Source organism: Duganella levis (assembly GCF_009857605.1).
GTDB lineage: Bacteria > Pseudomonadota > Gammaproteobacteria > Burkholderiales > Burkholderiaceae_D > Rugamonas > Rugamonas levis.
The window spans coordinates 1-22199 of the sequence record NZ_WWCT01000008.1; the positions used below are offsets into that span (position 1 = coordinate 1).

Consider the following 22199-nt stretch of genomic DNA (forward strand, 5'->3'; position numbering starts at 1 on the left):
TGGCTGCGGTCCTCGTCTGCCGAGGCGGTCGCACCCGGCAGGCTGATGGCAAACACCTCGGCCGGCGGCGGGGTCGGCTCCGGCGGCGGCTTGGGCAGCGGCGCCGGCTTCACCACCACTGGCGGCGGCGGGCTTGTTTTTGCGGGCTGGGGCGCGCACAATCCACCCGGCGCGTCGCAAAACGGCGTGCTGCACGCACTCAGCACTGCGGCCGCCATGCACAGCAGCGTCAACCTCACACTATTCATCCTACCTACCCCCAATGAGCGACCTCGTATCCAGTTCCATCGCCAACCTGCCCGTCATGGGCGAAATGGCGCACCAGACCTATCCTAGCGCAACCTTGTACGTTGTGGCGACCCCCATAGGCAATGTGACGGATATTAGCCTGCGCGCGCTGCACGTTTTGAGCCTGGTCAATGCTGTGGCATGCGAGGACACGCGCAACACCGCCCAGCTGATGGGCCGCTTCGGCCTGCACAAGCCGTTGATTGCCGCGCATCAGCACAACGAGCGCGAGGCAGCCGAGGTGCTGATCGCCCGTTTGCAGGCCGGCGAGCGCATCGCGCTGGTGTCGGATGCCGGTACGCCGGCCGTGTCCGATCCGGGTGCGCGCATCGTCGATGCGGTGCGGGCGGCGGGCTTGCGCGTGCTGCCGCTGCCGGGGGCGTCGGCGGCGGTGACGGCGTTGTCGGCCAGCGGGCTGGTGAATGACCAGTTTTACTTTGTCGGTTTTCTGCCGGCCAAGGCCAAGCAGCGCGAAAATTTCCTCGGCACGCTGCGGGCGGTAACGGCGACCATGGTGTTTTATGAGGCGCCGCACCGCATCCTGGACTGCGCCAGCGCGCTGGCCTCGGTGTTCGAGCCGACCCGGCAAGTGGTGTTCGCGCGCGAGCTGACCAAGATGTTTGAAGAAATCCACCGCTGCCCGCTGTCCGAGGCGGAAGCATGGATCAAGGCCGATGGCCATCGGGAAAAGGGCGAATTCGTGGTGCTGCTGGAAGGCGCGCCGCCGGCGGATGATGAAAACGACGCCGATGCCGACCGCATCCTGCAAATCCTGCTGGCGGAACTGCCTGTCAAACAAGCAGCTGGGCTGGCTGCGCAAATTACCGGCCGCAAGAAAAATGCCTTGTACGACCGCGCTCTGCAATTAAAGAACGACGACTAGAATTTGCACTTCTTGTCGAAGGCCCACACCAGCGGGGCCAGCAGGCCGAGGCCGGCGCCTTTTTGCAGGCAATCGCCCTTCTTGGCGCTGGCCACGCCTTTTTGCAGCTGGGTCTCATGGTTTTCCGGATACAGCGGATGGTCATCCAACTGCGCCACCGGTAAGCCGGCGCGGGCCGGATCTTTTTCGTTGGCCACTTTGCGGGCGGTTTTCAGCGCCGCGTTCATATCAAACTGTTTTGGCTGCTGCTCAGGATGCAGCGGATCGGGCGCGGGTGGCAGCGTGATGGCTTGCGACTCGGCCGGCGGCGTCTGTGCGGCCACGGCGGGCTGCGGCTCAGCGGTTGTCTGCGTTGGCGTCGGCGCATGGCGAACGCGCGGCGCGGCCTTGGCCACATCCGGCTTGTTGCGCTTTGGTTGCGGCGGCGGTGGCGGTTCGATCCTGGCGACCATCTGCGGCGGCTTGAGCGGTTGCAGCCATACCGTCATGGTCCGCTCCGGCTGTTCGCGCGCCGGCGGATGGGATACACGATAGCCGAACAGCAGCACCAAATGCAGCGCCAGCGACACGGCAATGCCGGCCACCAGGCCGGGACGGCGGCGCAAGCTGGGCTGATCGAATGAAAAAGTGGCACGCATGATTTTTCGATCATAGCATCAAATTTAGTAGGCACTTGACGACCTTCCTGCCAGGCTGTATTATCTTGCTTCTTCGGAGTGTAGCGCAGCCCGGTAGCGCACCTGGTTTGGGACCAGGGGGTCCAAGGTTCGAATCCTTGTACTCCGACCAAAATCTAAAAACCCTGTTTGACGGTAACGTCAGACAGGGTTTTTTCCTATTCGCTCCCGATTTTGGCCCCTTCGTCGCATGCGCCGTTGCGGCGCCGCGCCGCCGGTAGAATGGGCCTTATGAATACGACACCTTTCTACCTCAAACCGGCCGCCATCGAGCACGATCCCACACTGGTGCGCCGCTACTACTGGCAATCGCTGCTGCGCTTGTGGAGCGGCATGGCGATCCTGATTGCCTGCTTCTACGGGCTGCTGATGCTGTGGGTGTTCCCGGCAGCCGTCCATGCCGGCATGCACTTCGGCTGGAACTGGCGCGTTCTGGCGCCCTTGCTGATCCCGTCGCTGATTCCGTCGGCCGGCGTGGCCAGCAGTGTCGGCCGACGCCTGAAGGAGCTGGCCGAAGCCGGCACACCGCTGACCGCCGAGATGTTCAGTTCGCGTCCTCGGCGCGTGCTGCAATCGCCGCTCGATCCGCTCAGCACCTACGACCTGTGCGCCGAGACCGCGTCCGGCCTGGCGCTGGGGATGGCACTGGGTTATCACGGGCCGGCGGTGTTCCGCCATTCGCCGTTCGCCGGCAAGATCGTGCTGGGGCCGTGGCGGCCGCTGTGGCTGGGCCGCAGCACCGAGGTGGTGGTGGCCGGCGATCCGGGCCAGCCGGTCGAGGTGCGCATCCGCCGCCGTTTCGGCATCAACTTCTTCTGCGTGCAGCGTGGCGAGGCACTGCACGCCGTGCAAACCATCGCCACCCACTTGCAGGATCAGCTGGCTCAACGCGACCGCGCGCTGCGCGCCGTCAAGCGCGAGCAGGAACTGGAGCGCGCAGCGCTGCAAGCGCGGCTGACGGCATTGCAGGCGCAGGTCGAACCGCACTTCCTGTTCAACACCCTGGCCAACCTCAAATACCTGATCCGCACCGATGCCGATACCGCGCAGCAGATGCTGGACCACCTGGTCGGCTACCTGCAAAACGCGCTGCCCGACATGCGTTCGGCGTCGTCGACGCTGGAGCGCGAACTGGCGCTGGCGCGCAACTACCTGTCCATCATGCAGATCCGCATGGGCCAGCGGCTGCGCTTCCGCATCGACGCCGAGGAGGCCGCACTGTCCCGCGCCCTGCCGCCGGCGATGCTGATCTCGCTGGTGGAAAACGCCGTCAAGCACGGACTGGAACGCGCCAGCCGGCCGGGCGAAATCATCATCAGCGCCACGCTGCGCGGCAGCGAACTGCGGGTGCAGGTATGCGATGATGGCGTCGGCCTCACCGAGCAGATGGGCCAGGGATTTGGACTGGCCAACATCCACGAACGTTTGCAGCTGCTGTATGGCGAGCGCGCGTCGCTGTCGGTGGCGGCGTCGGAACAAGGCGGCGTGCGGGCCACGCTGATCATCAAGGAGTAAGCATGCCGGTAGCACTGATAGTGGAAGACGAACCGTTGCTGATGGCCGAACTGCGCGACCAGCTGGCGGCGCTATGGCCGGAGCTGACCGTCGTCGGCCACGCGGAAAATGGCGTCGAAGCGGTATCGATGCTGGAAGCGCTGAAGCCGGACGTAGTCTTCCTGGATATCCAGATCCCCGGCCTGACCGGCATTGAAGTGGCGCGGCATGTGGGCGAGCATGCGCAGATCGTCTTCGTCACCGCCTATGCCGAACATGCGGTGCAGGCGTTTGAAGCCGGCGCGGTCGACTACATCGTCAAACCGGTGATGGCGGCGCGGCTGCTGCAAACAGTGAAACGCTTGAAGACGCGCAGCACGGCGCCGGTGCCGGCGGGCGTGTGGCAGCAGCTGGCGCCGGCGCCGGTGCAGCATCTCAAGTGGATCAAAGCGTCGGCCGGCAACACGGTGCGGCTGGTGATGGTGCGCGACGTGCAGTTCTTCCAGTCGGACGGCAAATACACGCGCGTGGTGACATCAGAGGGCGAAGCGCTGATACGCCTGCCGCTGAAAAGCCTGATCGAACAGCTGGACCCGGCGCAGTTCACACAAATTCATCGTGGCGCCATCGTCAACCTGGAAGCGATCGACCGCATCGAGCGCGATGGCACCTCAATGGAAATCCGCCTCAAAGGCCGCACCGACAAGCTGGCCGTCAGCGACGCCTACACGCGCCAGTTCCGGCAGATGTAAACTCCGGGGTCAGGTCCGGCACTTGGACACGAGCTCATGTCCAAGTGCCGGACCTGACCCCGGAGTTTAGCTTGCGCGCTTGGCGGCGATGGCGTTGCCGGCGCGGCTGGCGCCTTTGCGGTTGAGGAATTGCGAGATGAACTGGCCGGCATCCACCACGATATCGAGGTCGATGCCGGTGTCGATGCCCAGCCCCTGCATCATGTACAGCACGTCTTCGGTGGCGACGTTGCCGGTCGCGCCTTTGGCATACGGGCAACCGCCCAGGCCCGAGACCGACGAGTGGTAGATGGCGATGCCCAGTTCCAGGCTGGCGTAGATGTTGGCCAGTGCCTGTCCATAGGTATCGTGGAAGTGGCCCGACAAGCCGTCCACGCGGAATTCGCCGATGGCGCGTTCCATCACCGCCTGCGTCTTGCGCGGCGTGGCCACGCCGATGGTGTCGGCGATGTCGATTTCATCGCAGCCCAGATCGCGCATGCGGCCCACCACGTCGGCCACCGCATCCAGCGGCACATCGCCCTGGTATGGACAGCCGAAGGCGCAGCTGATGCTGCCGCGCAGGCGGATGCCCTGCTCTTTCGCCGCCTTGGCCACACCTTCAAAGCGCGCAATCGATTCGGCGATCGAGCAGTTGATGTTCTTTTGCGAGAAGGCTTCCGACGCCGAACCGAAGATCACCACTTCGTCCGCGCGCGCGGCCAGCGCCGCCTCAAAGCCCACCATGTTGGGCGTCAGCGCGGAGTAGATCACGCCCGGCTTGCGCGTGATGGCGGCCATCACGTCGGCGCTGGTGGCCATCTGCGGCACCCATTTCGGCGATACGAAGGCCGCCGCTTCGATGTTCTGGAACCCGGCGCTGGTGAGACGGTTCACCAGCTCGATCTTGATCTCGGCCGGGACGTTTTCCTTTTCATTTTGCAGGCCGTCACGCGGGCCGACTTCAACGATTTTGACTTGCTTCGGTAAGCTGCTCATTTCAATACCCCAGTGTGCGGTCAACCACGCCGGCGACTGGCTGGCCGGCTTCGGTCTTGCGGATGTTGTCGGCGATCTGCTGCACGCTCTCGCGGCGCAAGGTCAGCGCGGAGATGTGCGGCGTGATGGTGATGCGCGGCTCCTGCCAGAACGGATGCTGCGCCGGCAAGGGCTCGTTGCGGAACACGTCGAGCGTGGCGGCGGCGATGTGGCCGGACTTGATCAGCGTGATCAGGTCCGGTTCCGCAATATGCGCGCCGCGCGCGACGTTGATGATGTACGCGCCTTGCGGCAGCTTGCCCATATTGGTGCGGTCCATGATGTTGCTGGTCTCCGGCGTCAACGGCAGCATGCAGACCAGCACGCGGGTGCCGCGCAGGAAGGTGTCCAGCCCATCGGCGCCGTGGAAGGTCTGCACGCCGGGCACACTCTTTTCAGTGCGGCTCCAGCCGCGCAGCGGGAAGCCGAACGGCGCCAGCGCCTCCAGCACGCGCGCACCCAGCACGCCCATGCCCAATACGCCGATGGAGAAGTCTTCCTTGCGATGCTGCGGCAGCGGCGCCCACTGGCCGGCGCGCGCCTGCGTTTCGTATTCGTCGAAGCGGCGGAAGTAGCGCAGCGCGGCGTGCGTGACGTATTCGGCCATCTGGATCGCCATGCCGGCATCTTCCAGGCGGATGATGGGAATGTGCTGCGGCAGCGCGTCGCCAAACTTCAGCAGCGCGTCGACGCCGGCGCCGGTGACAAAGATGGCTTTGACGGTGGCCAGTTCGGCCAGCATCGCTTCCGGCGGCGACCACACCACGGCGTAGTCGCAGGCCTGGCATTTTTCGCCGGCGTGCCAGATTTCGATTTCTGCATCCGGCAGGTATTTGGCGAAGTCCTTGATCCACGGTTCGGTCTTGCCGTCGGCACGGTGTAGCAGGATGCGCATGGTGGTTCTCCTTTATGCCGCCTTGAAGGCCAGCAGCGGTGCGCCGTCTGCGACCTGGTCGCCGACGTTGTAGAGGATGTCGTCAATCACGCCATCGTGCGGTGCGGCGATGGTGTGTTCCATTTTCATGGCTTCCATGATGACCAGGGCCGTGCCTTTTTTCACTTCCTGTCCCTTGGCGGCGAGGACGGCGACGACTTTGCCGGGCATCGGCGCGGTCAGGCGGCCGCCTTCGGCTTCGGTCTCGCCGGCGTGGGCCATCGGGTCGTTCCAGGTCAGCTGGTAGTGAGCACCGTTGCTGAAGACGTGGAAGGTGTCGCCCTCTCGCAGAACGGCGCCACGCGCGGCTTGATCGCCGGTGCTGAACTGACGGCCGTCAGGTCCGTAGGTGACGCTGATGTCGTAGCTCGCATGCTCGTCGGCGAAGGACAGCTTGCGGGTGTAGGTCTGGTTCATGCGCCAGCCATTGGCCTGGGCCCATGGCTCGGTGCTGTGCGCCTGTTCGGCGTCGAGCAGCGCTTCCGCCGCCAGCGTGAGGGCGCTGTCCGGCGCCGGTTGCGCGGCCGGGAACAGCGTGTCGTGATTGCGTTCAATCAGGCCGGTATCCAGATCGGCGCTGGAGAAGGCTTGCCCTTCCACCAGCCGCTTGAGGAAGGCGATATTGCTGGCCAGGCCGACGATCTGGTACTGCGCCAGCGCTTGCGCCATGCGGGCCAGCGCCTGCTTGCGGTCCGCGCCCCAGACGATCAGCTTTGCGATCATCGGGTCGTAGAACGGCGAGATGGCGTCGCCCTCGCGCACGCCGGAGTCGATGCGCACTGCGGCGGGTGCTGCTGTCACGCCGCCAAGCTCGAACGAGACCGATTCCGGCGTGCCCAGATGGCGCAGCGTGCCGATCGACGGCAGGAAGCCCTTCTCCGGATTTTCGGCGTAGATGCGCGCTTCGATGGCGTGGCCGTTGATGACCAGTTCATGCTGCTGCTTCGGCAGCGGCTCGCCGGCGGCGACGCGCAGCTGCCATTCCACCAGATCGGTCCCGGTAATCATCTCGGTCACCGGATGTTCGACTTGCAGGCGGGTGTTCATCTCCATGAAGTAGAAGGTGCCGTCCTGGTTGGCGATGAACTCCACCGTTCCGGCGCCGACGTAGCCCACGGCGCGTGCCGCAGCTACCGCCGCTTCGCCCATCGCTGCGCGGCGTTCGGCCGGCATGCCGGGCGCCGGCGCTTCTTCCAGCACTTTCTGGTGACGGCGCTGCACCGAGCAATCGCGCTCGAACAAATAGATGCAATTGCCGAGCGTATCGGCAAACACCTGGATTTCAATGTGACGCGGGCGCTGGAGGTATTTCTCCGCCAGTACCTTGTCGTCACCAAAAGAACTGATCGCCTCGCGCTTGCAGGATGCCAGTGCATCCTTGAACTGCGTGGAGTTCTCTACCACGCGCATGCCCTTGCCGCCGCCGCCGGCCGACGCCTTCAACAGCACCGGGTAGCCGATGCTGTCGGCCTGCGTGTGCAGGAAGTCGGCGTCCTGCTGCTCGCCGTGATAGCCGGGCACCAGTGGCACCTTGGCTTTTTCCATCAGCTGCTTGGCGGCGGACTTGGAGCCCATCGCGCGCATGGCCGATGCCGGCGGGCCAATGAACACCAGGCCCGCTTCGGCGCAGGCGTCCGCAAACTCGGCGTTCTCGGACAGGAAGCCGTAGCCAGGGTGGATGGCTTGCGCGCCGGTGGCCTTGGCGGCGGCGATGATCTTGTCGCCGCGCAGATAGCTTTCCTTGGCGGCGGCAGGGCCGATCAGCACTGCTTCGTCGCACACGGCGACGTGCTTGGCGTTGGCGTCCGCTTCCGAATACACGGCCACGGTCTGGATGCCCATGCGGCGCGCGGTAGCGGCCACACGGCAGGCAATTTCACCACGATTGGCGATCAGAATTTTTGTAAACATCGTCTCTCTCTTTGCAGCTTATTTTGTAAATTCGCTGGAAGTTTTTTTATGGTGATGCTGAGTGAAGCTTGCTTTTAGCAGCCGCAGCTCTCTTTTTGTACCGAATCCAGTACGGCGCCACGGGTTTTCAGGCCCAGTTTTTCCAGCAGCGCGCGGTCATCGTTGGCTTCCGGGTTATCGGTGGTCAGCAGCTTGTCGCCGTAGAAGATCGAATTGGCGCCGGCCATGAAGCACATGGCTTGCACGGCTTCGCCCAGTTCGCGGCGGCCGGCCGACAGGCGCACGCGCGCTTTCGGCATGGTGATGCGCGCCACGGCGATGGTGCGGACGAATTCCAGCGGGTCCAGCTTGTCCTGGCCGAACAGCGGCGTGCCTTCCACCTGCACCAGGTGGTTGATCGGCACCGATTCCGGATACGGATTCAGATTCGCCAGTTGGGCGATCAGGCCAGCGCGCTGGTCGCGCGATTCGCCCATGCCGACGATGCCGCCGCAGCAGACCTTCAGGCCCGCTTCGCGCACGTGGCCCAGCGTATCCAGGCGGTCCTGGTATTCGCGGGTGGAGATCACGTTGTCGTAGAACTCAGGCGCGGTGTCCAGATTGTGGTTGTAGTAATCGAGGCCGGCGTCTTTCAGGCGCTGCGCCTGGTGTTCTTCCAGCATGCCCAGCGTGGCGCAGGTTTCCAGGCCCAGGGCTTTCACCGAGCGCACCATCTCTTCGACCTTGTCCATGTCGCGGTCTTTCGGGCTGCGCCAGGCGGCGCCCATGCAGAAGCGGGTGGCGCCGTTGTCCTTGGCCTGTTGGGCCGCATCCAGCACGGTGTCGATGTCGAGGATCTTCTTGGCTTCGACGCCGGTGTCGTAGCGCGCCGCCTGCGGGCAGTAGCCGCAGTCTTCTTCGCAGCCGCCGGTTTTGATCGACAGCAGCGTGGCCAGTTCGACGTCGCCGTCCGGGAAGTTGGCGCGCTGCGTTTGCTGCGCGCGGAACATCAGTTCATTGAACGGCAGTTCGTACAGCGCCAGTACTTCTTCGCGCGGCCAGGTGGTGGCAGCAGGCACGATCGGCGCCGTCGGGCGGTGCAGGGAAACGACTTTCGGTTCCTGGAGGGTAGTTTCAGACATCGGTTTTCCTTCTTCGTTCAAATTGCGGTTTGCAGCGGCCAGTGCGGCAGCTGCGTAAAATCGATATGACCGGCGGCCGCTTCGGCGGTCGGCTGGTCCAGGCGCGGCACGCGGCCCAGCAGCGGCGCAGGAATGCGCTGCGCCAGTGCGGTCACGTTTTCGTCGGCGAAGGCCATGTCGGCCTGGGTTTCATTGGCGACCCAGCCGGCCAGCTTCAGGCCGCGCGACAGGATGGCTTCCACCGTCAGCAGCGCGTGGCTGATGCAGCCGAGGCGCAGGCCCACCACCAGCACCACCGGCAGTTCCAGCTGCTCGGCCAGATCGGCGGTGTCGAATTCGTCGTTCAGCGGCACGATGAAGCCGCCCACGCCTTCCACCACCACTGCGTCCGAGGCGGCGTTGATTTCCACGTAGGCCGCCAGGATCGGCACCGGCGAAATTGTCACGCCTTCCAGCGCGGCGGCGATATGCGGCGCGGCTGGTTCCTTCAGCAGGAAGGGCGTGGTGATCGACTGCGGCAGATGGACATTGCCGGCGGCGGCCAACTGGTCGCAATCGTCGTTATGCCATTTGCCGTCCGCACCGAGTTCCGTGCCGGCAGCCACCGGCTTCATGCCGCAGGCGCGCACGCCGGCTTGCACCAGCGCGTGCAGCATGGCGGAGGAAATCAGCGTCTTGCCGATTTCAGTATCGGTGCCGGTGACGAAGCAGTTGAAGCGCGGCGGCAGGCCGCTGGCTGCCGCTGCCGGTTGCGTTTGAGGAGCGACTGCCAACACGGGATCGTCCAAGCTCATCTCAGGTCCTTTCCAATGCCAATGCATTAAGCGCGGTGATTAAGGTTGCCACTTCCTGGCGGGTATGCCCGGCCGAGAGGGTGACGCGCAAGCGCGCGGTGCCCGGCGCCACGGTCGGCGGACGGATCGCGCCCACCCACAGTCCTTGTTCGTACAGGGCCGCGCCGGCGCGCATGGTTTCAGCATTATCGCCGATCAGGATAGGCTGGATCGCAGTCTTCGAGGGCAGGCGCTGCCAGCGCTCCAGGCGCAGGCCCTCGTCCAATTGTGCCACCAATGCCTGCAGGCTGGCGCGCCGTGCGATGCCTTCGTCGCCTTCCAGCAGATCGAGGCTGGTCAGCAGCGCGTGCGCCAGCGCCGGCGGCGTGGCGGTGGTGAAGATATACGGGCGGGCTTTCTGGATCAGCGTTTCGATCACCGTTTCATGCGCGGCGACGAAGGCGCCACCGACGCCGGCGGCCTTGCCCAGGGTGCCCATGTAGACCAGGTTGGGCGACCGCAGGTTGAAGTGTTCCAGCACGCCGTGGCCTTGCGCGCCGAGCGCGCCGAAGCCGTGGGCGTCGTCCACCACCAGCCAGGCGTCATGCTGTTCGCACAGGGCCAGTAGCTGCGGCAGCGGCGCCAGGTTGCCGTCCATGCTGAACACACTGTCCGTCACTACGACCTTGGTAGCGGCCTTGCTGGCCTTGAGCAGCGCTTCCAGCGCCGGCAGGTCGGCGTGTGGGTAAACCTGCGTTTTGGCGCGGGACAGCCGGGCGCCGTCGATCAGCGAGGCGTGATTCAGTTCTTCCGAAAAGATCTCGGCTTGCTTGTCGCCGGCGGTGAGGCCGGTGATGACGGCCAGGTTGGCCATGTAGCCGGTGCAGAAGCTGATGGTGCGCGGCGCTTCCAGATGGTCGCCGACGAATTGCACCAGGCGTTCTTCCAGCATGGCGTGGGCGCGGATATGGCCGCTGATCAGGTGCGAGGCGCCGCTGCCAACGCCGTAGATCGCCGCGCCTTCCTGCAGCGCGAGCTTGATCTTGCGGTGGTTGGCCAGGCCAAGGTAGTCGTTGCTGCAGAAGGCCAGCAGTTCGCGGCCTTCCACGCGCACGCGCGGGCCGCATGGCGAGTCGACCGTACGGCGCTTGCGGATCAGCTGCTGGTCGTCCAGCGTTTGCAGCTGCTGCTTGAGTTGATTCAGCAGTTCCATCGTCAGCCCGCCATGACCTGGTTGAACACGGCCAGCGTGTTGGCGGCCAGGCCGTCGATTTCCTCGTCGCTGAGGATATACGGCGGCATCATGTAGACGGTGGAGCCGATGGGACGCATCAGCAGTTCGTGTTCGGTGGCGCTGGCGAAGAAGCGGCGCGAGAAGTCCTTCGGCGCGTCGATGGCGTCGAAGGCCCAGATCATGCCGCGCTGGCGGAAGTTGCGTACCTGTTCGTGCTGCGCCAGCGGTTGCAGTGCGGCGGTCAGGCGTGCGGCCTTGATCTTGTTGGTGTTCAGTACATCGTCTTCTTCGAAGATTTGCAGCGTCGCCAATGCGGCGCGGCAGGCCAGCGGGTTGCCGGTGTACGAGTGCGAGTGCAGGAAACCGCGCGTGACGTCGTTGCTGTAGAACGCCTGGTAGATTTCATCGCGCGTCATCACCAGCGACAACGGCAGGTAGCCGCCGCTGATGCCTTTCGACAGGCACAGGAAGTCCGGCCACACATTCGCCTGTTCGCAGGCGAAGAAGGTGCCGGTGCGGCCGCAGCCGACGGCGATTTCGTCGAGGATCAGGTGGACGTTGTGCTTGTCGCACAGCGCGCGCACCAGTTGGAGATACAGCGGATCGTGCATCGCCATGCCGGTGGCGCATTGCACCAGCGGCTCGATGATGATGGCGGCGATCTTGTCGGCGCGTTCGGTGAACAGGCGTTCGACATCGGCGGCGGCGCGGCGGGCGACGTCCTGCGCCGTCTCGCCGTCGGCGGCCTGGCGCGCATCCGGCGACATCACGGTTTGCGAAGCGCGCAGCAGCGGGCCATAGGCGTCCTTGAACAGCGCAACGTCGGTGACGGCCAGTGCGCCGATGGTCTCGCCGTGGTAGCTGCCCTTGAGGCAGACGAATTCCTGCTTGTCCGCGTGGCCGTTGTTGCGCCACGAGTGGAAGCTCATCTTGAGCGCGATTTCAACTGCGGAAGCGCCGTCGCTGGCGTAGAAGCTGTGGCCCAGCACATGGCCGGTCAGCGCCGACAGTTTTTCCGACAGCTCGATCACCGGTTCGTGCGTGAAGCCGGCCAGCATGGCGTGTTCCAGCGTATCCAGCTGGTCCTTCAGCGCGGCGTTGATGCGCGGGTTGGCGTGGCCGAACAGGTTCACCCACCAGGAGCTGATGGCGTCCAGGTAGCGGCGGCCTTCATGGTCGTACAGCCACGCGCCCTTGCCGCGGCTGACCGGGATCAAGGGAATGGTTTCGTGATGCTGCATCTGGGTGCAAGGATGCCATACGCTGCGCAAGCTGCGTGCTACCCAGTCGCTTTGTTTATTCAATTCCAAAACTGCTCCTATCGCGTCATTCCCGCGCAGGCGGGAATCCATGCTGAGGACGCGCTCACACTCAGCATGGATCCCCGCCTGCGCGGGGACGACGAAGTTAACTAATCAACCAGGCGGGCTTGCGCTTCTCCAGAAACGACGCCACGCCTTCGCGCCCCTGGTCGGAGGCGCGGATTTGCGCGATGCGTTCGGCGGTATCGGCCAGCAGCGCATCGTTGACGGGTTGCCCGGCCACGTCGCGCACCAGCACTTTGGCTTGCTGCACGGCGTTCGGGCTGTTATTGATCAACGCCTTGACGATCTCCGTCACCTTGGCGTCGAGCGTCTCCGTACTCACTACTTCGTGGGCGAAGCCGATGCGCAGCGCTTCCTGCGCGCCGAAACGTTCGGCGGTCAGGAAGTAGCGGCGCGAGGCATTCTCGCCCATGGCCTTGATCACATACGGCGAAATCGTCGCCGGGATCAGGCCCAGTTTCACTTCGCTCAGGCAGAAATTCGCTTCTTCCACCGCGACGATGATGTCACATGCGGCCACCAGGCCCATGCCGCCGGCGTAGCAGTCACCCTGCACCTTGGCCACCACCGGTTTCGGACACAGGTAAATGGTGCGCAGCATTTCCGCCAGTTGCAGCGCGTCGGCGTGGTTTTCGGCGTGCGTGTAGCCCGCCATTTTTTTCATCCAGTTCAGGTCCGCGCCGGCGCAGAAGGCCGGACCGTTCGCCGCCAGCACGATCGCGCGCAGGTCGGCATCTTCACCGAGTTCGCTGAAAGCCTGCTTAATTTCGGCGATGGTGGTTTCGTTGAAGGCGTTGCGCACGTCCGGCCGGTTCAGCGTTACCGTGGCGACGCGGTCTTCGCGCGTGATGGTCAAGGTTTCAAAGGCCATGCTCAATCCTTGGTTTTAACTTCGGTCGGCATGCCGACGGATTTCAGGAAGCGTTCCGTGTCCGGCCACCAGACCGATACGCCGTCCGGGCTGGCGCTCATGCCATGCGCGTCTTTTTTGAACGGGCCATACGCCACCAGCTGCGCCTTGCCGCCGGAGCTGGTGTAGGCCTGGTACATCTCGGACGCCAGCTGCGGGCCGAAGTGGGTGTCGTTGGCGCCGTAGAACCAGATGCTCGGCACCTTGGTGGTCGCACCCCATTGCTTGAAGGCGTCCACCAGTGCGCCTTGCCAGTCGCAGTGCGAGCGGCTGTTGACGCCACCGGCAAAGTTGATGATGCCGCGCACGCCGTGGATCTCATGGCTGCCGGCGGCGATGGCGGTCAGGCCACCGTGCGACTGGCCGGCGAGGATGACGTGATCCTGATCCGCCCATGGCTGCTTCATCACATACTGCATGGCGAAGAACAGCGAGTTGGCTTGCTGCTCGCCGTTGTCCTTGGCCTCGCAGTGCGAGTTGACGTAAGTGCCGCCCGATCCCGCAAAACCCATGCGCATCGGGATCACCACCGCGTAGCCGCGCTTGACGAATTCCTGGCTGATGACCGGGAAGGTGGCCCGCTTCTGCAAATGCGCGTCGCCGCCGTCTTTGCCGTGATTCATGAACAGCACCGGGAACGGACCGGCTCCCGGCGGCTTGTAGATGGTGGTTTGCAGCGTGATCTGCGCGCCGCCGATGTTGGCGGGAACCGCCACTACCTGTTCAGGCAATATCATCATGGTCACATCCGGAAGACACCGAATTTGGTGTCTTCAATTTCCGCGTTCATCGCGGCGGACAGGCCGAGGCCCAGCACCATGCGCGTATCGGCGGGATCGATCACGCCATCGTCCCACAGGCGCGCGGTGGCGTAGTAAGGGTGGCCCTGATGCTCGTATTGTTCCTTGATCGGCTGCTTGAAGGCGGCTTCCTCTTCCGCCGACCACGCGCCGCCTTTGCCTTCGATGCCGTCGCGCTTCACGGTGGCCAGCACAGATGCCGCCTGGTCGCCGCCCATCACCGAGATGCGGGCGTTAGGCCACATCCACATGAAGCGCGGCGAGAAGGCGCGGCCGCACATGCCGTAGTTGCCGGCGCCGAAGCTGCCGCCGATGATGACGGTGAACTTGGGTACCGCCGCTGTCGCCACTGCCGTCACCATCTTGGCGCCGTTGCGGGCGATGCCTTCGTTTTCGTATTTGCGACCGACCATGAAGCCGGTGATATTTTGCAGGAACACCAGCGGGATCTTGCGCTGTGCGCACAGCTCGATGAAGTGTGCGCCTTTCAGCGCCGATTCGGAGAACAGGATGCCGTTGTTGGCGATGATGCCGACCTTCATGCCGAAGATGTGGGCGAAGCCGCACACCAGCGTGGTGCCGTAGCGCGCCTTGAATTCATCGAACTCGCTGCCGTCGACGATGCGGGCGATGACTTCGCGCACGTCGAACGGCTTGCGGGTGTCGACCGGGATCACGCCATACAGCTCCGATGCGGCGTAGGAAGGCTCTACGGCCTCACGTAACGCGCCCTGCTGCGGCTTGGTGCGGTTCAGATTCGAGACAATGGTGCGCGCCAGCGACAGCGCATGCAAATCGTTCTGCGCCAGATGGTCGGCCACGCCGGACAGGCGCGTGTGCACATCGCCGCCGCCCAGGTCTTCCGCCGTCACTACTTCGCCGGTGGCGGCCTTCACCAGCGGCGGGCCGCCGAGGAAGATGGTGCCCTGTTCCTTGACGATGATCGATTCGTCGCTCATCGCCGGCACGTAGGCGCCGCCAGCGGTGCAGGAACCCATCACCACCGCGATCTGCGGAATGCCCTTGGCCGACAGGTTGGCCTGGTTGTAGAAGATGCGGCCGAAGTGATCGCGGTCAGGGAAGACGTCATCCTGGTTCGGCAGGTTGGCGCCGCCGGAGTCCACCAGGTAGATGCACGGCAGGTTGTTCTGGTCGGCGATTTCCTGCGCGCGCAGGTGCTTCTTGACCGTCATCGGGTAATAGGTGCCGCCCTTGACGGTGGCGTCGTTACAGACGATCACGCATTCCTGGCCGGCCACGCGGCCGATGCCGGTGATGATGCCGGCCGATGGCGCGGCGTTGTCGTACATGGCGTAGGCGGCCATCTGCGACAGTTCGAGGAAAGGCGTGCCGGGATCGAGCAGCATCTGCACGCGGTCGCGCGGCAGCAGTTTGCCTCGCGCCACATGCTTGGCCGACGCCGCTTCGCCGCCGCCGAGCGCGATGTTGGCGACCTTGTCGCGCAAATCGTCGACGACGGCCTGCATGGCGGCGGCGTTGGCCTTGAAATCCTCGCTACGAGGGTTGAGCTTGCTTTCGATGTGCGGCATGGCTTTTCCTTTGTCTGTCTATTCTGGAAAACTACCGTCAACGTAAAACCAGCGCAGGTCTCCTCCTTCTGCCGGTTCGCGTACAAAGTTGCTGATCTCGTGCAGGCGCTGGGCCCGGCCATTGATCTTGAACCGGGCGACGAATTCCACCGTATCCCGGGTGAGGTCGGCTTCATTTGCTTTACGTTGACGTAAACGTAAAGCAGATTTTACCTCAAGTCCCAGCCATTGCACCTTTTCCTCGTCGCTCATGATGGGCTCGGTTGGACGGGTGCTGGCGTGCCACGTGGCCAGCAGGTAGGGCTCGTTGCGCTGGCCGTAGGCGGTATAGCGCGAGCGCATCAGGGCCTCGGCGCTGGGCGCGATGGCGGTCCCGGCGATGTACGGGCCGCAGCAGGTGGCGAGCGACGGGCCGCCGCAGGGGCAGCTGGCAGGCGCGGTGGACTTCTTGGACATGGTCGGAAACAGTCTCGGCTGGTGGTGCAAACCCCGCATTATCCGCCAAATATGCGCATTCCGCCGGGTCCGGAGTTACGCTACTTGTAGAAATATTGTTGCTTCACACCGCACGCGGCGCACACCGTTTTCCGCATCGCTATTACACTAGCGGAGTGAGGAGAATTGAATGAGCCAGACCAGTTTTGAATTCAAGGCGGATGCCAACGACAGTTCGCCGTTGTACATGCAAATTGCCCGCAAATTGAGCGACGATGTGCTCAATGGCCGCTACCAGGTGGATCAGGCGCTGCCGTCGGAACGCACTTTGTCGGAACTGTTAAACGTTTCGCGGGTCACCGCGCGCAAGGCAATCGACCAGCTGGTGGACCAGGGACTGGTGGTGCGCCGTCGCGGCTCCGGCAACTATATTGCGCCGCGCATCGAACAGCCGCTGTCCAACCTCACCAGTTTTTCGGAACAGTTGCAGCAGCGCGGCCACATTCCCGGTTCGCGCTGGCTCAAGCGCGCCATCGTCGCGCCGACGCCGGAAGAGCAGCTGAGCCTGGGGCTGTCGCCGTATTCCAAGGTGGCGCGGCTGGAACGGTTGCGGCTGGCCGATGACGTGGTGATGGCGTACGAGGTGTCGGTGTTGCCGCAAACGGTGCTGAACGACCCGAATGCGGTCGGCAACTCGCTTTACCAGTATCTGGACAGCATCAACAAATCGCCGGCTCGGGCCTTGCAGCACATCCGCGCGATGAATGCGTCGGCCGACCTGGCGGCGCAGCTGGGCGTGCCGGAGGGCCAGGCGCTGCTGTACATCACCCGGATTGCCTATCTGGAAACCGGCGAGGCGATGGAGCTGACCCATTCGTATTGCCATAGCGATCACTACGATTTCGTCGCGGAGATGCGCCGCGCTACTTAAATCCCATGCTCAAGACCGAGACGCCGAGTACGCAGCATCCCCAGTTGGACCTCTACCCGGTGGAGGCCCTGGTCGATGCCTTGGTCGACGACCAGGCGCTGGCGGCGCAGGCGGTGAAGGCGGCTGCGGCCAGCATCAGCGCGGCGGTGACGGCGATGACGCCGCGCGTGGCGGCCGGTGGACGGCTGGTATATGTCGGCGCGGGCACCTCGGGGCGGCTGGGGATTCTGGACAGCGTGGAACTGTCGCCGACCTTTTCCTGGTCGCCGGAGCGGGCCATGGCGCTGCTGGCCGGCGGCCTGGGTGCGATGTTCCAGGCGGTCGAAGGGGCGGAAGATGACCGCAACAAGGGTGCGTCCGACCTGCGCCTGCTCTATCCCAACTACAACGATGTGATTTTGCTGGTGGCGGCGTCCGGTACCACGCCGTACGTGCTGGGCGCGTTGCAGGCGGCGCGCACGGTGGGCGCGCTGACGGTCGGCATCGCCAACAATCCTGGCACGCCGCTGCTGGGTGGGGCCGACATCGGCATCTGCCTCGATACCGGCCCGGAAGTGATCTCCGGCAGCACCCGGCTCAAGGCCGGCACGGCGCAAAAGATCGCGCTGAACACATTGTCGAGCGCGCTGATGGTGCGCTTGCATAAAGTCTACGGCAATCTGATGGTCGACCTGCATCCGACCAACGTCAAGCTGGTGGAGCGCGCCATCCACCTGACCATGCACGCCACCGGCGCCACCGAAGCCGCCGCGCGCGCAGCGCTGGAGCAAAGCCACTTCCACGTCAAAACCGCCATCGTCGTACTACTGAAACACCTCCCTGCCGACCAGGCACAAGCCCTGCTGGACGCCACCGACGGCAACCTCCGCACCGCACTAGACTAAAACCCGGGGTCAGGTCCGGCACTTGGACACGAGCACAGCCTTAGCGAAGACTAGGGCTGTGCTCGTGTCCAAGTGCCGGACCTGACCCCGGATTACGGATTAGACGCGATACTGGGTGTTGATGATGTAGATCTCGAAAATCATCGAGGCGGTGGCGATCAGCATGGCGTTTGCCGCCAAGAGTTTGCCGAGGCCGCTGATGCCGGGCTGCTTTCGTAGCTTGTTGCGCCAGGCGCGGAAGCCAAGGTAGATCGTCACGGGACCCAGGATGAACGGCGTGATCATCAGAAATAGCAGCGGGTAGGACAGCAGGATCAGCAAATACGTCAGCAGGTACATGATTTGGTTGCGTTCTGTGGAAGGTAACCGTATCGTACCTGCGATGAAAATAACCAGTCGCAACGCAAATCCCTGGGCCTGGGTGCCCAGCGTGTCCTTCAGCCAGGGCGTGCCCTACGTCGCGGTCATGCTGCTGTCGACCGTCATGTACAAAAACCTCGGCATCTCGAATGCCGATCTGGCGTTTTATACCGCCTGGCTGTACCTGCCGTGGGTGGTCAAGCCGCTGTGGTCGCCGATTGTGGAGATGTTCGGCACCAAGCGCCGCTGGACGGTGCTGATGCAGCTGGTCGGCGGCGCCGGGCTGGCGGCGGTGGCGCTCACGCTGCACGCGCCCGATTTCTTCCGCTGGACGCTGCTGATCTTCTGGCTGATGGCGTTCTCGTCCGCCACGCACGATATCGCTTCCGATGGTTTCTACATGCTCGGCTTGCCGACCCAGCGTCAGCAGGCCGCTTTCGTTGGCGTGCGCAGCGCGTTCTACAAGCTGGCGATGATCAGCGGGCAAGGCGGTCTGGTGTATCTCGCCGGCCAGCTGATGAAAGCCACCGGCGATCCGGTGCACGCCTGGTCGGTGGTGTTTGCGTTGATGGCGGTGCTGTTTCTGGCCTTGTGCGGCTATCACCAGCTGATGTTGCCGCGTCCAAGTGACGATCGCCGCCACACGGCCGGCGGCGCGCTGTGGCAGGATTTTGTCCACACGTTCCGCAGCTTTTTCCAGAAGCAGGAGATCGGCGTTACGCTTGGCTTCCTGCTGCTGTATCGCCTCGGCGAAGCGCAGTTGCTGAAGATGGCCGCGCCGTTCCTGCTCGATCCGCGCGCCAAGGGCGGTCTCGGCCTCAGCACGTCGGATTTCGGCCTGGTCTACGGCACCATCGGCGTGTGCGCGCTGGTGCTGGGCGGGCTGGCCGGCGGGGTGGTGGTGTCGCGTTTCGGCCTCAAGCGCGCACTGATGCCGATGGTGGTCGTCATGCACGTGCCGGACCTGGTGTTTGTGTATCTGGCCACGGCCTTGCCGGGTAATCTGGCGCTGGTGTCGCTGTGCCTGGCGGTGGAGCAGTTCGGCTACGGTTTCGGCTTTGCCGCCTTCATGCTGTACATGGTGCTGGTGGCCGATGGCGAACATAAAACCGCCCACTATGCGCTGTGCACCGGCTTCATGGCCCTCGGCATGATGTTGCCGGGCATGGTCAGCGGCTGGATCCAGCAGCAGCTGGGTTATCAACAGTTCTTCATCTGGGCGTGTATTTCGACTTTGCCGGCGTTTGTGCTGGCCGCACGGGTGCGCATCCCGGCCGAATTTGGCCGGCAATAGCCATTACAATACGGTCTCAACTGATGCGGAGAGTGGTTTTGGTTTTTAATGCGAAGAAGCGGCTGACTTTGTCGGCTGGCGTGGCGGCTGGTCTGGCGGCGCTGCTTGATGGATGTTCCAGTACGCCGACTGCGCCCGTGCCAGAAGCTGGCGTGACGACGTCTGCCCGTCCCGCAGTACCGGCCCCAGCCGGATCGTTGCCGGCACCGGGACCGGCGGTGGCTTTCGATCCCACTATGCCGCCGGCGGCGCCGCGTGAGTTCCGCGCGGCCTGGGTGTCCACCGTCGCCAATATCGACTGGCCAAGCCGCAGCAACCTGACCATGGCCAAGCAGCAAACCGAAGCCCTCGCCATTCTGGACCGCGCGCGGGCGCTGAATCTGAACGCCATCGTGCTGCAAGTGCGGCCGAGCGCCGATGCGATTTATCCGTCCGAGCTGGAACCGTGGTCGGAATTCCTCACCGGCCAGCAGGGACGCGCGCCGGCGCAGCCGTGGGATCCGCTGCAATTCTGGATCGAACAGGCGCACGCGCGCGGGCTGGAACTGCATGCGTGGTTCAATCCCTACCGCGCGCGTCACGCCACTGCCAAGTCGCCGCTGGCCGCCAACCATATCGGCCGCAGGCTGCCGGAGGTGATCAAGCCTTACGGCCGCTATCTGTGGATGGACCCGGGCGAAGCGGCCGCCTCGCAGCACACGCTGGACGTGGTGCTGGACGTGGTGCGCCGCTACGATATCGACGGCGTGCATATCGACGATTACTTCTATCCGTATCCGATCGATACGCCGAATGCGGCCGGGCCGGAAGGCGTGGCGCTGGACGCCAGCACCAGCAGCGGCGGCAAGCAGGAACTGGAATTCCCGGACCAGCTGTCATGGCAGCGTTACCTGCTGTCCGGCGGCACGCTGGACCGCGCGCACTGGCGCCGCCAGAACGTCAACTCGCTGATCGAAGCGATGTACCTCGGCATCCACAAGGAGAAGTCGTGGGTACGCTTCGGCATCAGCCCCTTTGGCATCGGCCGGCCGGACCGTCGTCCCGCCGGCATCGTCGGTTTCAGCCAGTACGACAAACTGTATGCGGACGCGGAAATGTGGCTGGCCAACGGCTGGCTCGACTACCTTGCGCCGCAGCTGTATTGGCCGGTGGCGCAGGCGCCGCAGGCGTTCGATGTGCTGCTCGATTACTGGCTGGCGCAGAACACGCACGCGCGCCATGTGTGGCCTGGCCTGTACACCAGCCGCATCGACAACAGCGCCAAGGCGTTCGCGCCGGAGGAAATCGTCAAACAGATCGGCGTCACGCGCAGCCGCAGCGGCGTGCGCGGCCACCTGCACTTCTCGATTGCGGCGCTGATGGAGAACCGCAAGGGCATCAGCGATCAACTGAGAACGCAGGCGTATCAAACCGCCGCGCTGACGCCGCCCACGCCGTGGCTGGGCAACGATGCGCCGGCCGTGCCGCAAGCGGCCGCGCGGCGTGACAGCAATGGCGTGGCGGTCAAGTTGTCCGCCGGCGCCGGCAAGCCGGTGGCGCATTATGCGATCTGGTCGCGCTACGGCAATGAGTGGCGCTTTGCGGTAGCGCCGGCATCGCGTCCGGTGCTGCTGCTGGCCGACGACGCGGCGGGTGCGGCGGCGCAGTCGGTGGTGGTCAGCGCGGTCGACCGCCTGGGGAATGAAAGCGAACGGATACAGGTCTACACACGGAGCTGATGATGAGCGATCTCGGTCTGGGCATCGATGCAGGTGGCACGCAAACCCGTTGGGCCCTGGCCGATGCGGCGGGGGCGATTGTGGCCGAGGGCAGCGTGGGCGGCATGTCGGCCACGCAGATGAACAGCACCGCCGGCCGCGATGCGGTGCGCGGCATCTTCGCCATGCTGGCGACGCAGGTGCGGGCCTCCGGCCAGCCGCTGCGCGCGTGCGCCGGCCTGACCGGCTTTGACGGCGCCAGCACGCAGGTGACGCAGTTGCTGGCGGAGGCGCTGAAGATCGCGCCGGCCGCCATCAGCATGCGCAACGACGTGGAGATCGCGTATCTGGACAACTTTGCGCCGGGCGAGGGCTATCTGGTGTACGCCGGCACCGGCTCCATCGCCGCGTGGATCGACGCCGGCGGCCAGTTCCACCGCGCCGGTGGACGAGGCGTGACGCTGGATGACGGCGGCGGCGGATTCTGGATCGCACGCGAGGCCATGCGGCATATCTGGCGGCTGGAAGATGAGCAGCCGGGCGCGTGGCAGCAGTCGGCTATGGCGCGCGCGGTGTTCGACCAGATCGGTGGCAGCGACTGGGCCTTGTCGCGCCAGTTCATCTACGGCCAGGATCGCGGCGCCATCGGCAGCCTGGCGCTGGCCGTCGCCGCCAGCGCGGATGCCGATCCGGTGGCGCGGTCGATCCTGGAAAACGCCGGCCGCGAATTGGCGCGCATTGCGCTGGCGCTGGTGGGCCGCTACGGCGCGCGTCCGATCACGCTGGGCGGACGGGCGGCGCAGCTGCATCCGCTGATCGCGCAAAGCATGCGCGCCGCGCTGCCAGCTACCTTGTCGCTGACGCAGCGTCACACGCTGGCGCACCACGCTGCGGCGCGGATTGCTCTACACTCCCCTGATTGAATCGAT

At 64.5% G+C, this 22199-nt stretch carries 21 protein-coding genes, 1 tRNA gene and 1 pseudogene; 9 read left to right on the forward strand and 14 right to left on the reverse strand.

Translation table 11 applies throughout. The annotated features are described in order from the left end of the window. Nucleotides 1–248: pseudogene (locus GTP69_RS31335) on the reverse strand (penicillin-binding protein activator); the annotation flags it as partial. A gap of 14 nt (nt 249–262) precedes the next feature. On the opposite strand from GTP69_RS31335, the gene rsmI reads away from it, so the two are divergent. Continuing rightward, nucleotides 263–1171 carry a 16S rRNA (cytidine(1402)-2'-O)-methyltransferase gene (gene rsmI, locus GTP69_RS11815; RefSeq protein ID WP_161055096.1) on the forward strand — a complete coding sequence of 303 codons (909 nt, stop codon included), beginning with the start codon at nt 263–265 and terminating at the stop codon, nt 1169–1171. Here the strand turns inward: rsmI and GTP69_RS11820 are convergent. Continuing rightward, nucleotides 1168–1809, reverse strand: a complete 642-nt coding sequence (locus tag GTP69_RS11820) for a hypothetical protein (protein ID WP_161055097.1) — start codon at nt 1807–1809, stop codon at nt 1168–1170. The two genes, rsmI and GTP69_RS11820, sit on opposite strands and share 4 nt — an antisense overlap. Nucleotides 1810–1883: 74 nt before the next feature. Here GTP69_RS11820 and GTP69_RS11825 point away from each other — a divergent pair. The 3 genes from GTP69_RS11825 (at nt 1884) to GTP69_RS11835 (ending at nt 4094) form a co-directional block, all read left to right on the forward strand. Then, a tRNA-Pro gene (locus tag GTP69_RS11825) sits at nt 1884–1960 on the forward strand. Between the two features lie 119 nt (nt 1961–2079). Continuing rightward, complete coding sequence (locus GTP69_RS11830) at nt 2080–3363, forward strand: sensor histidine kinase (protein ID WP_161055098.1); 1284 nt, start codon at nt 2080–2082, stop codon at nt 3361–3363. 2 nt (nt 3364–3365) lie between these two features. Further along, on the forward strand, nt 3366–4094 hold the full coding sequence (locus GTP69_RS11835; RefSeq protein ID WP_161055099.1) for a LytR/AlgR family response regulator transcription factor: 729 nt from the start codon (nt 3366–3368) through the stop codon (nt 4092–4094). A gap of 66 nt (nt 4095–4160) precedes the next feature. Here GTP69_RS11835 and GTP69_RS11840 read toward each other — a convergent pair whose 3' ends face one another. From GTP69_RS11840 to GTP69_RS11890, 11 genes are all read right to left on the reverse strand, one after another. Then, on the reverse strand, nt 4161–5072 hold the full coding sequence (locus GTP69_RS11840) for a hydroxymethylglutaryl-CoA lyase (protein ID WP_161055100.1): 912 nt from the start codon (nt 5070–5072) through the stop codon (nt 4161–4163). Nucleotide 5073: 1 nt separating this feature from the next. Further along, on the reverse strand, nt 5074–6006 hold the full coding sequence (locus GTP69_RS11845) for a 2-hydroxyacid dehydrogenase (RefSeq protein WP_161055101.1): 933 nt from the start codon (nt 6004–6006) through the stop codon (nt 5074–5076). A gap of 12 nt (nt 6007–6018) precedes the next feature. Then, nucleotides 6019–7956 carry an acetyl/propionyl/methylcrotonyl-CoA carboxylase subunit alpha gene (locus GTP69_RS11850; protein WP_161055102.1) on the reverse strand — a complete coding sequence of 646 codons (1938 nt, stop codon included), beginning with the start codon at nt 7954–7956 and terminating at the stop codon, nt 6019–6021. 74 nt (nt 7957–8030) lie between these two features. Continuing rightward, complete coding sequence (bioB, locus tag GTP69_RS11855) at nt 8031–9077, reverse strand: biotin synthase BioB (protein WP_161043113.1); 1047 nt, start codon at nt 9075–9077, stop codon at nt 8031–8033. Nucleotides 9078–9094: 17 nt separating this feature from the next. Beyond that, nucleotides 9095–9871, reverse strand: coding sequence for a dethiobiotin synthase (gene bioD, locus GTP69_RS11860; RefSeq protein ID WP_161055103.1), 777 nt, complete (start codon nt 9869–9871; stop codon nt 9095–9097). A 1-nt stretch (nt 9872) separates the two neighbouring features. Then, complete coding sequence (gene bioF / locus GTP69_RS11865; RefSeq protein WP_161055104.1) at nt 9873–11063, reverse strand: 8-amino-7-oxononanoate synthase; 1191 nt, start codon at nt 11061–11063, stop codon at nt 9873–9875. A gap of 2 nt (nt 11064–11065) precedes the next feature. Next, entirely contained in the window at nt 11066–12394 is a 1329-nt protein-coding gene (gene bioA / locus GTP69_RS11870) for an adenosylmethionine--8-amino-7-oxononanoate transaminase (protein ID WP_161055105.1), read from the reverse strand. A 97-nt stretch (nt 12395–12491) separates the two neighbouring features. Continuing rightward, nucleotides 12492–13280, reverse strand: a complete 789-nt coding sequence (locus GTP69_RS11875) for an enoyl-CoA hydratase/isomerase family protein (protein WP_161055106.1) — start codon at nt 13278–13280, stop codon at nt 12492–12494. A gap of 2 nt (nt 13281–13282) precedes the next feature. Then, nucleotides 13283–14059 (reverse strand): dienelactone hydrolase family protein, encoded by a 777-nt coding sequence (locus GTP69_RS11880; RefSeq protein WP_161055107.1) that lies wholly within the window; start codon nt 14057–14059, stop codon nt 13283–13285. Between the two features lie 2 nt (nt 14060–14061). Continuing rightward, nucleotides 14062–15669: a carboxyl transferase domain-containing protein gene (locus GTP69_RS11885; RefSeq protein WP_161055108.1), complete on the reverse strand. Its 1608-nt coding sequence runs from the start codon at nt 15667–15669 to the stop codon at nt 14062–14064. Nucleotides 15670–15687: 18 nt separating this feature from the next. Beyond that, the gene (locus GTP69_RS11890) at nt 15688–16125 is read right to left on the reverse strand and encodes a YchJ family protein (protein WP_161055109.1); all 438 of its coding nucleotides are present in this window, start codon (nt 16123–16125) and stop codon (nt 15688–15690) included. A 169-nt stretch (nt 16126–16294) separates the two neighbouring features. Between GTP69_RS11890 and GTP69_RS11895 the strand changes: the two genes are divergently transcribed. Together GTP69_RS11895 and murQ are read left to right on the forward strand one after the other, a co-directional pair. Further along, a complete protein-coding gene (locus tag GTP69_RS11895; protein WP_110845935.1) occupies nt 16295–17035 on the forward strand; it encodes a GntR family transcriptional regulator in 741 nt (246 codons plus the stop codon). A gap of 5 nt (nt 17036–17040) precedes the next feature. Further along, nucleotides 17041–17919 (forward strand): N-acetylmuramic acid 6-phosphate etherase, encoded by an 879-nt coding sequence (gene murQ, locus GTP69_RS11900; RefSeq protein WP_161055110.1) that lies wholly within the window; start codon nt 17041–17043, stop codon nt 17917–17919. A gap of 99 nt (nt 17920–18018) precedes the next feature. On the opposite strand, the gene GTP69_RS11905 is transcribed toward murQ, so the two are convergent. Next, a complete protein-coding gene (locus GTP69_RS11905; RefSeq protein ID WP_161055111.1) occupies nt 18019–18258 on the reverse strand; it encodes a hypothetical protein in 240 nt (79 codons plus the stop codon). Between the two features lie 43 nt (nt 18259–18301). Between GTP69_RS11905 and GTP69_RS11910 the strand changes: the two genes are divergently transcribed. Genes GTP69_RS11910 through GTP69_RS11920 form a run of 3 tightly spaced genes read left to right on the forward strand, consistent with a single transcriptional unit; the run spans nt 18302 to nt 22193 of the window. After that, a complete protein-coding gene (locus GTP69_RS11910) occupies nt 18302–19573 on the forward strand; it encodes an MFS transporter (protein ID WP_161055112.1) in 1272 nt (423 codons plus the stop codon). Between the two features lie 23 nt (nt 19574–19596). After that, nucleotides 19597–21291, forward strand: a complete 1695-nt coding sequence (locus GTP69_RS11915; protein WP_202424393.1) for a glycoside hydrolase family 10-like protein — start codon at nt 19597–19599, stop codon at nt 21289–21291. Between the two features lie 2 nt (nt 21292–21293). Continuing rightward, a complete protein-coding gene (locus GTP69_RS11920; RefSeq protein WP_161055246.1) occupies nt 21294–22193 on the forward strand; it encodes an N-acetylglucosamine kinase in 900 nt (299 codons plus the stop codon). Nucleotides 22194–22199: the final 6 nt, after the last annotated feature.

What these genes read in the sequence shown, in the direction of transcription:
- rsmI (WP_161055096.1), top strand. Translation starts at nt 263, where the DNA reads ATGAGCGACCTCGTATCCAGTTCCATCGCCAACCTGCCCGTCATGGGC.
- GTP69_RS11820 (WP_161055097.1), bottom strand. Translation starts at nt 1,809, where the DNA reads ATGCGTGCCACTTTTTCATTCGATCAGCCCAGCTTGCGCCGCCGTCCC.
- GTP69_RS11830 (WP_161055098.1), top strand. Translation starts at nt 2,080, where the DNA reads ATGAATACGACACCTTTCTACCTCAAACCGGCCGCCATCGAGCACGAT.
- GTP69_RS11835 (WP_161055099.1), top strand. Translation starts at nt 3,366, where the DNA reads ATGCCGGTAGCACTGATAGTGGAAGACGAACCGTTGCTGATGGCCGAA.
- GTP69_RS11840 (WP_161055100.1), bottom strand. Translation starts at nt 5,072, where the DNA reads ATGAGCAGCTTACCGAAGCAAGTCAAAATCGTTGAAGTCGGCCCGCGT.
- GTP69_RS11845 (WP_161055101.1), bottom strand. Translation starts at nt 6,006, where the DNA reads ATGCGCATCCTGCTACACCGTGCCGACGGCAAGACCGAACCGTGGATC.
- GTP69_RS11850 (WP_161055102.1), bottom strand. Translation starts at nt 7,956, where the DNA reads ATGTTTACAAAAATTCTGATCGCCAATCGTGGTGAAATTGCCTGCCGT.
- bioB (WP_161043113.1), bottom strand. Translation starts at nt 9,077, where the DNA reads ATGTCTGAAACTACCCTCCAGGAACCGAAAGTCGTTTCCCTGCACCGC.
- bioD (WP_161055103.1), bottom strand. Translation starts at nt 9,871, where the DNA reads ATGAGCTTGGACGATCCCGTGTTGGCAGTCGCTCCTCAAACGCAACCG.
- bioF (WP_161055104.1), bottom strand. Translation starts at nt 11,063, where the DNA reads ATGGAACTGCTGAATCAACTCAAGCAGCAGCTGCAAACGCTGGACGAC.
- GTP69_RS11875 (WP_161055106.1), bottom strand. Translation starts at nt 13,280, where the DNA reads ATGGCCTTTGAAACCTTGACCATCACGCGCGAAGACCGCGTCGCCACG.
- GTP69_RS11880 (WP_161055107.1), bottom strand. Translation starts at nt 14,059, where the DNA reads ATGATGATATTGCCTGAACAGGTAGTGGCGGTTCCCGCCAACATCGGC.
- GTP69_RS11885 (WP_161055108.1), bottom strand. Translation starts at nt 15,669, where the DNA reads ATGCCGCACATCGAAAGCAAGCTCAACCCTCGTAGCGAGGATTTCAAG.
- GTP69_RS11890 (WP_161055109.1), bottom strand. Translation starts at nt 16,125, where the DNA reads ATGTCCAAGAAGTCCACCGCGCCTGCCAGCTGCCCCTGCGGCGGCCCG.
- GTP69_RS11895 (WP_110845935.1), top strand. Translation starts at nt 16,295, where the DNA reads ATGAGCCAGACCAGTTTTGAATTCAAGGCGGATGCCAACGACAGTTCG.
- murQ (WP_161055110.1), top strand. Translation starts at nt 17,041, where the DNA reads ATGCTCAAGACCGAGACGCCGAGTACGCAGCATCCCCAGTTGGACCTC.
- GTP69_RS11905 (WP_161055111.1), bottom strand. Translation starts at nt 18,258, where the DNA reads ATGTACCTGCTGACGTATTTGCTGATCCTGCTGTCCTACCCGCTGCTA.
- GTP69_RS11910 (WP_161055112.1), top strand. Translation starts at nt 18,302, where the DNA reads ATGAAAATAACCAGTCGCAACGCAAATCCCTGGGCCTGGGTGCCCAGC.
- GTP69_RS11915 (WP_202424393.1), top strand. Translation starts at nt 19,597, where the DNA reads ATGCGGAGAGTGGTTTTGGTTTTTAATGCGAAGAAGCGGCTGACTTTG.
- GTP69_RS11920 (WP_161055246.1), top strand. Translation starts at nt 21,294, where the DNA reads ATGAGCGATCTCGGTCTGGGCATCGATGCAGGTGGCACGCAAACCCGT.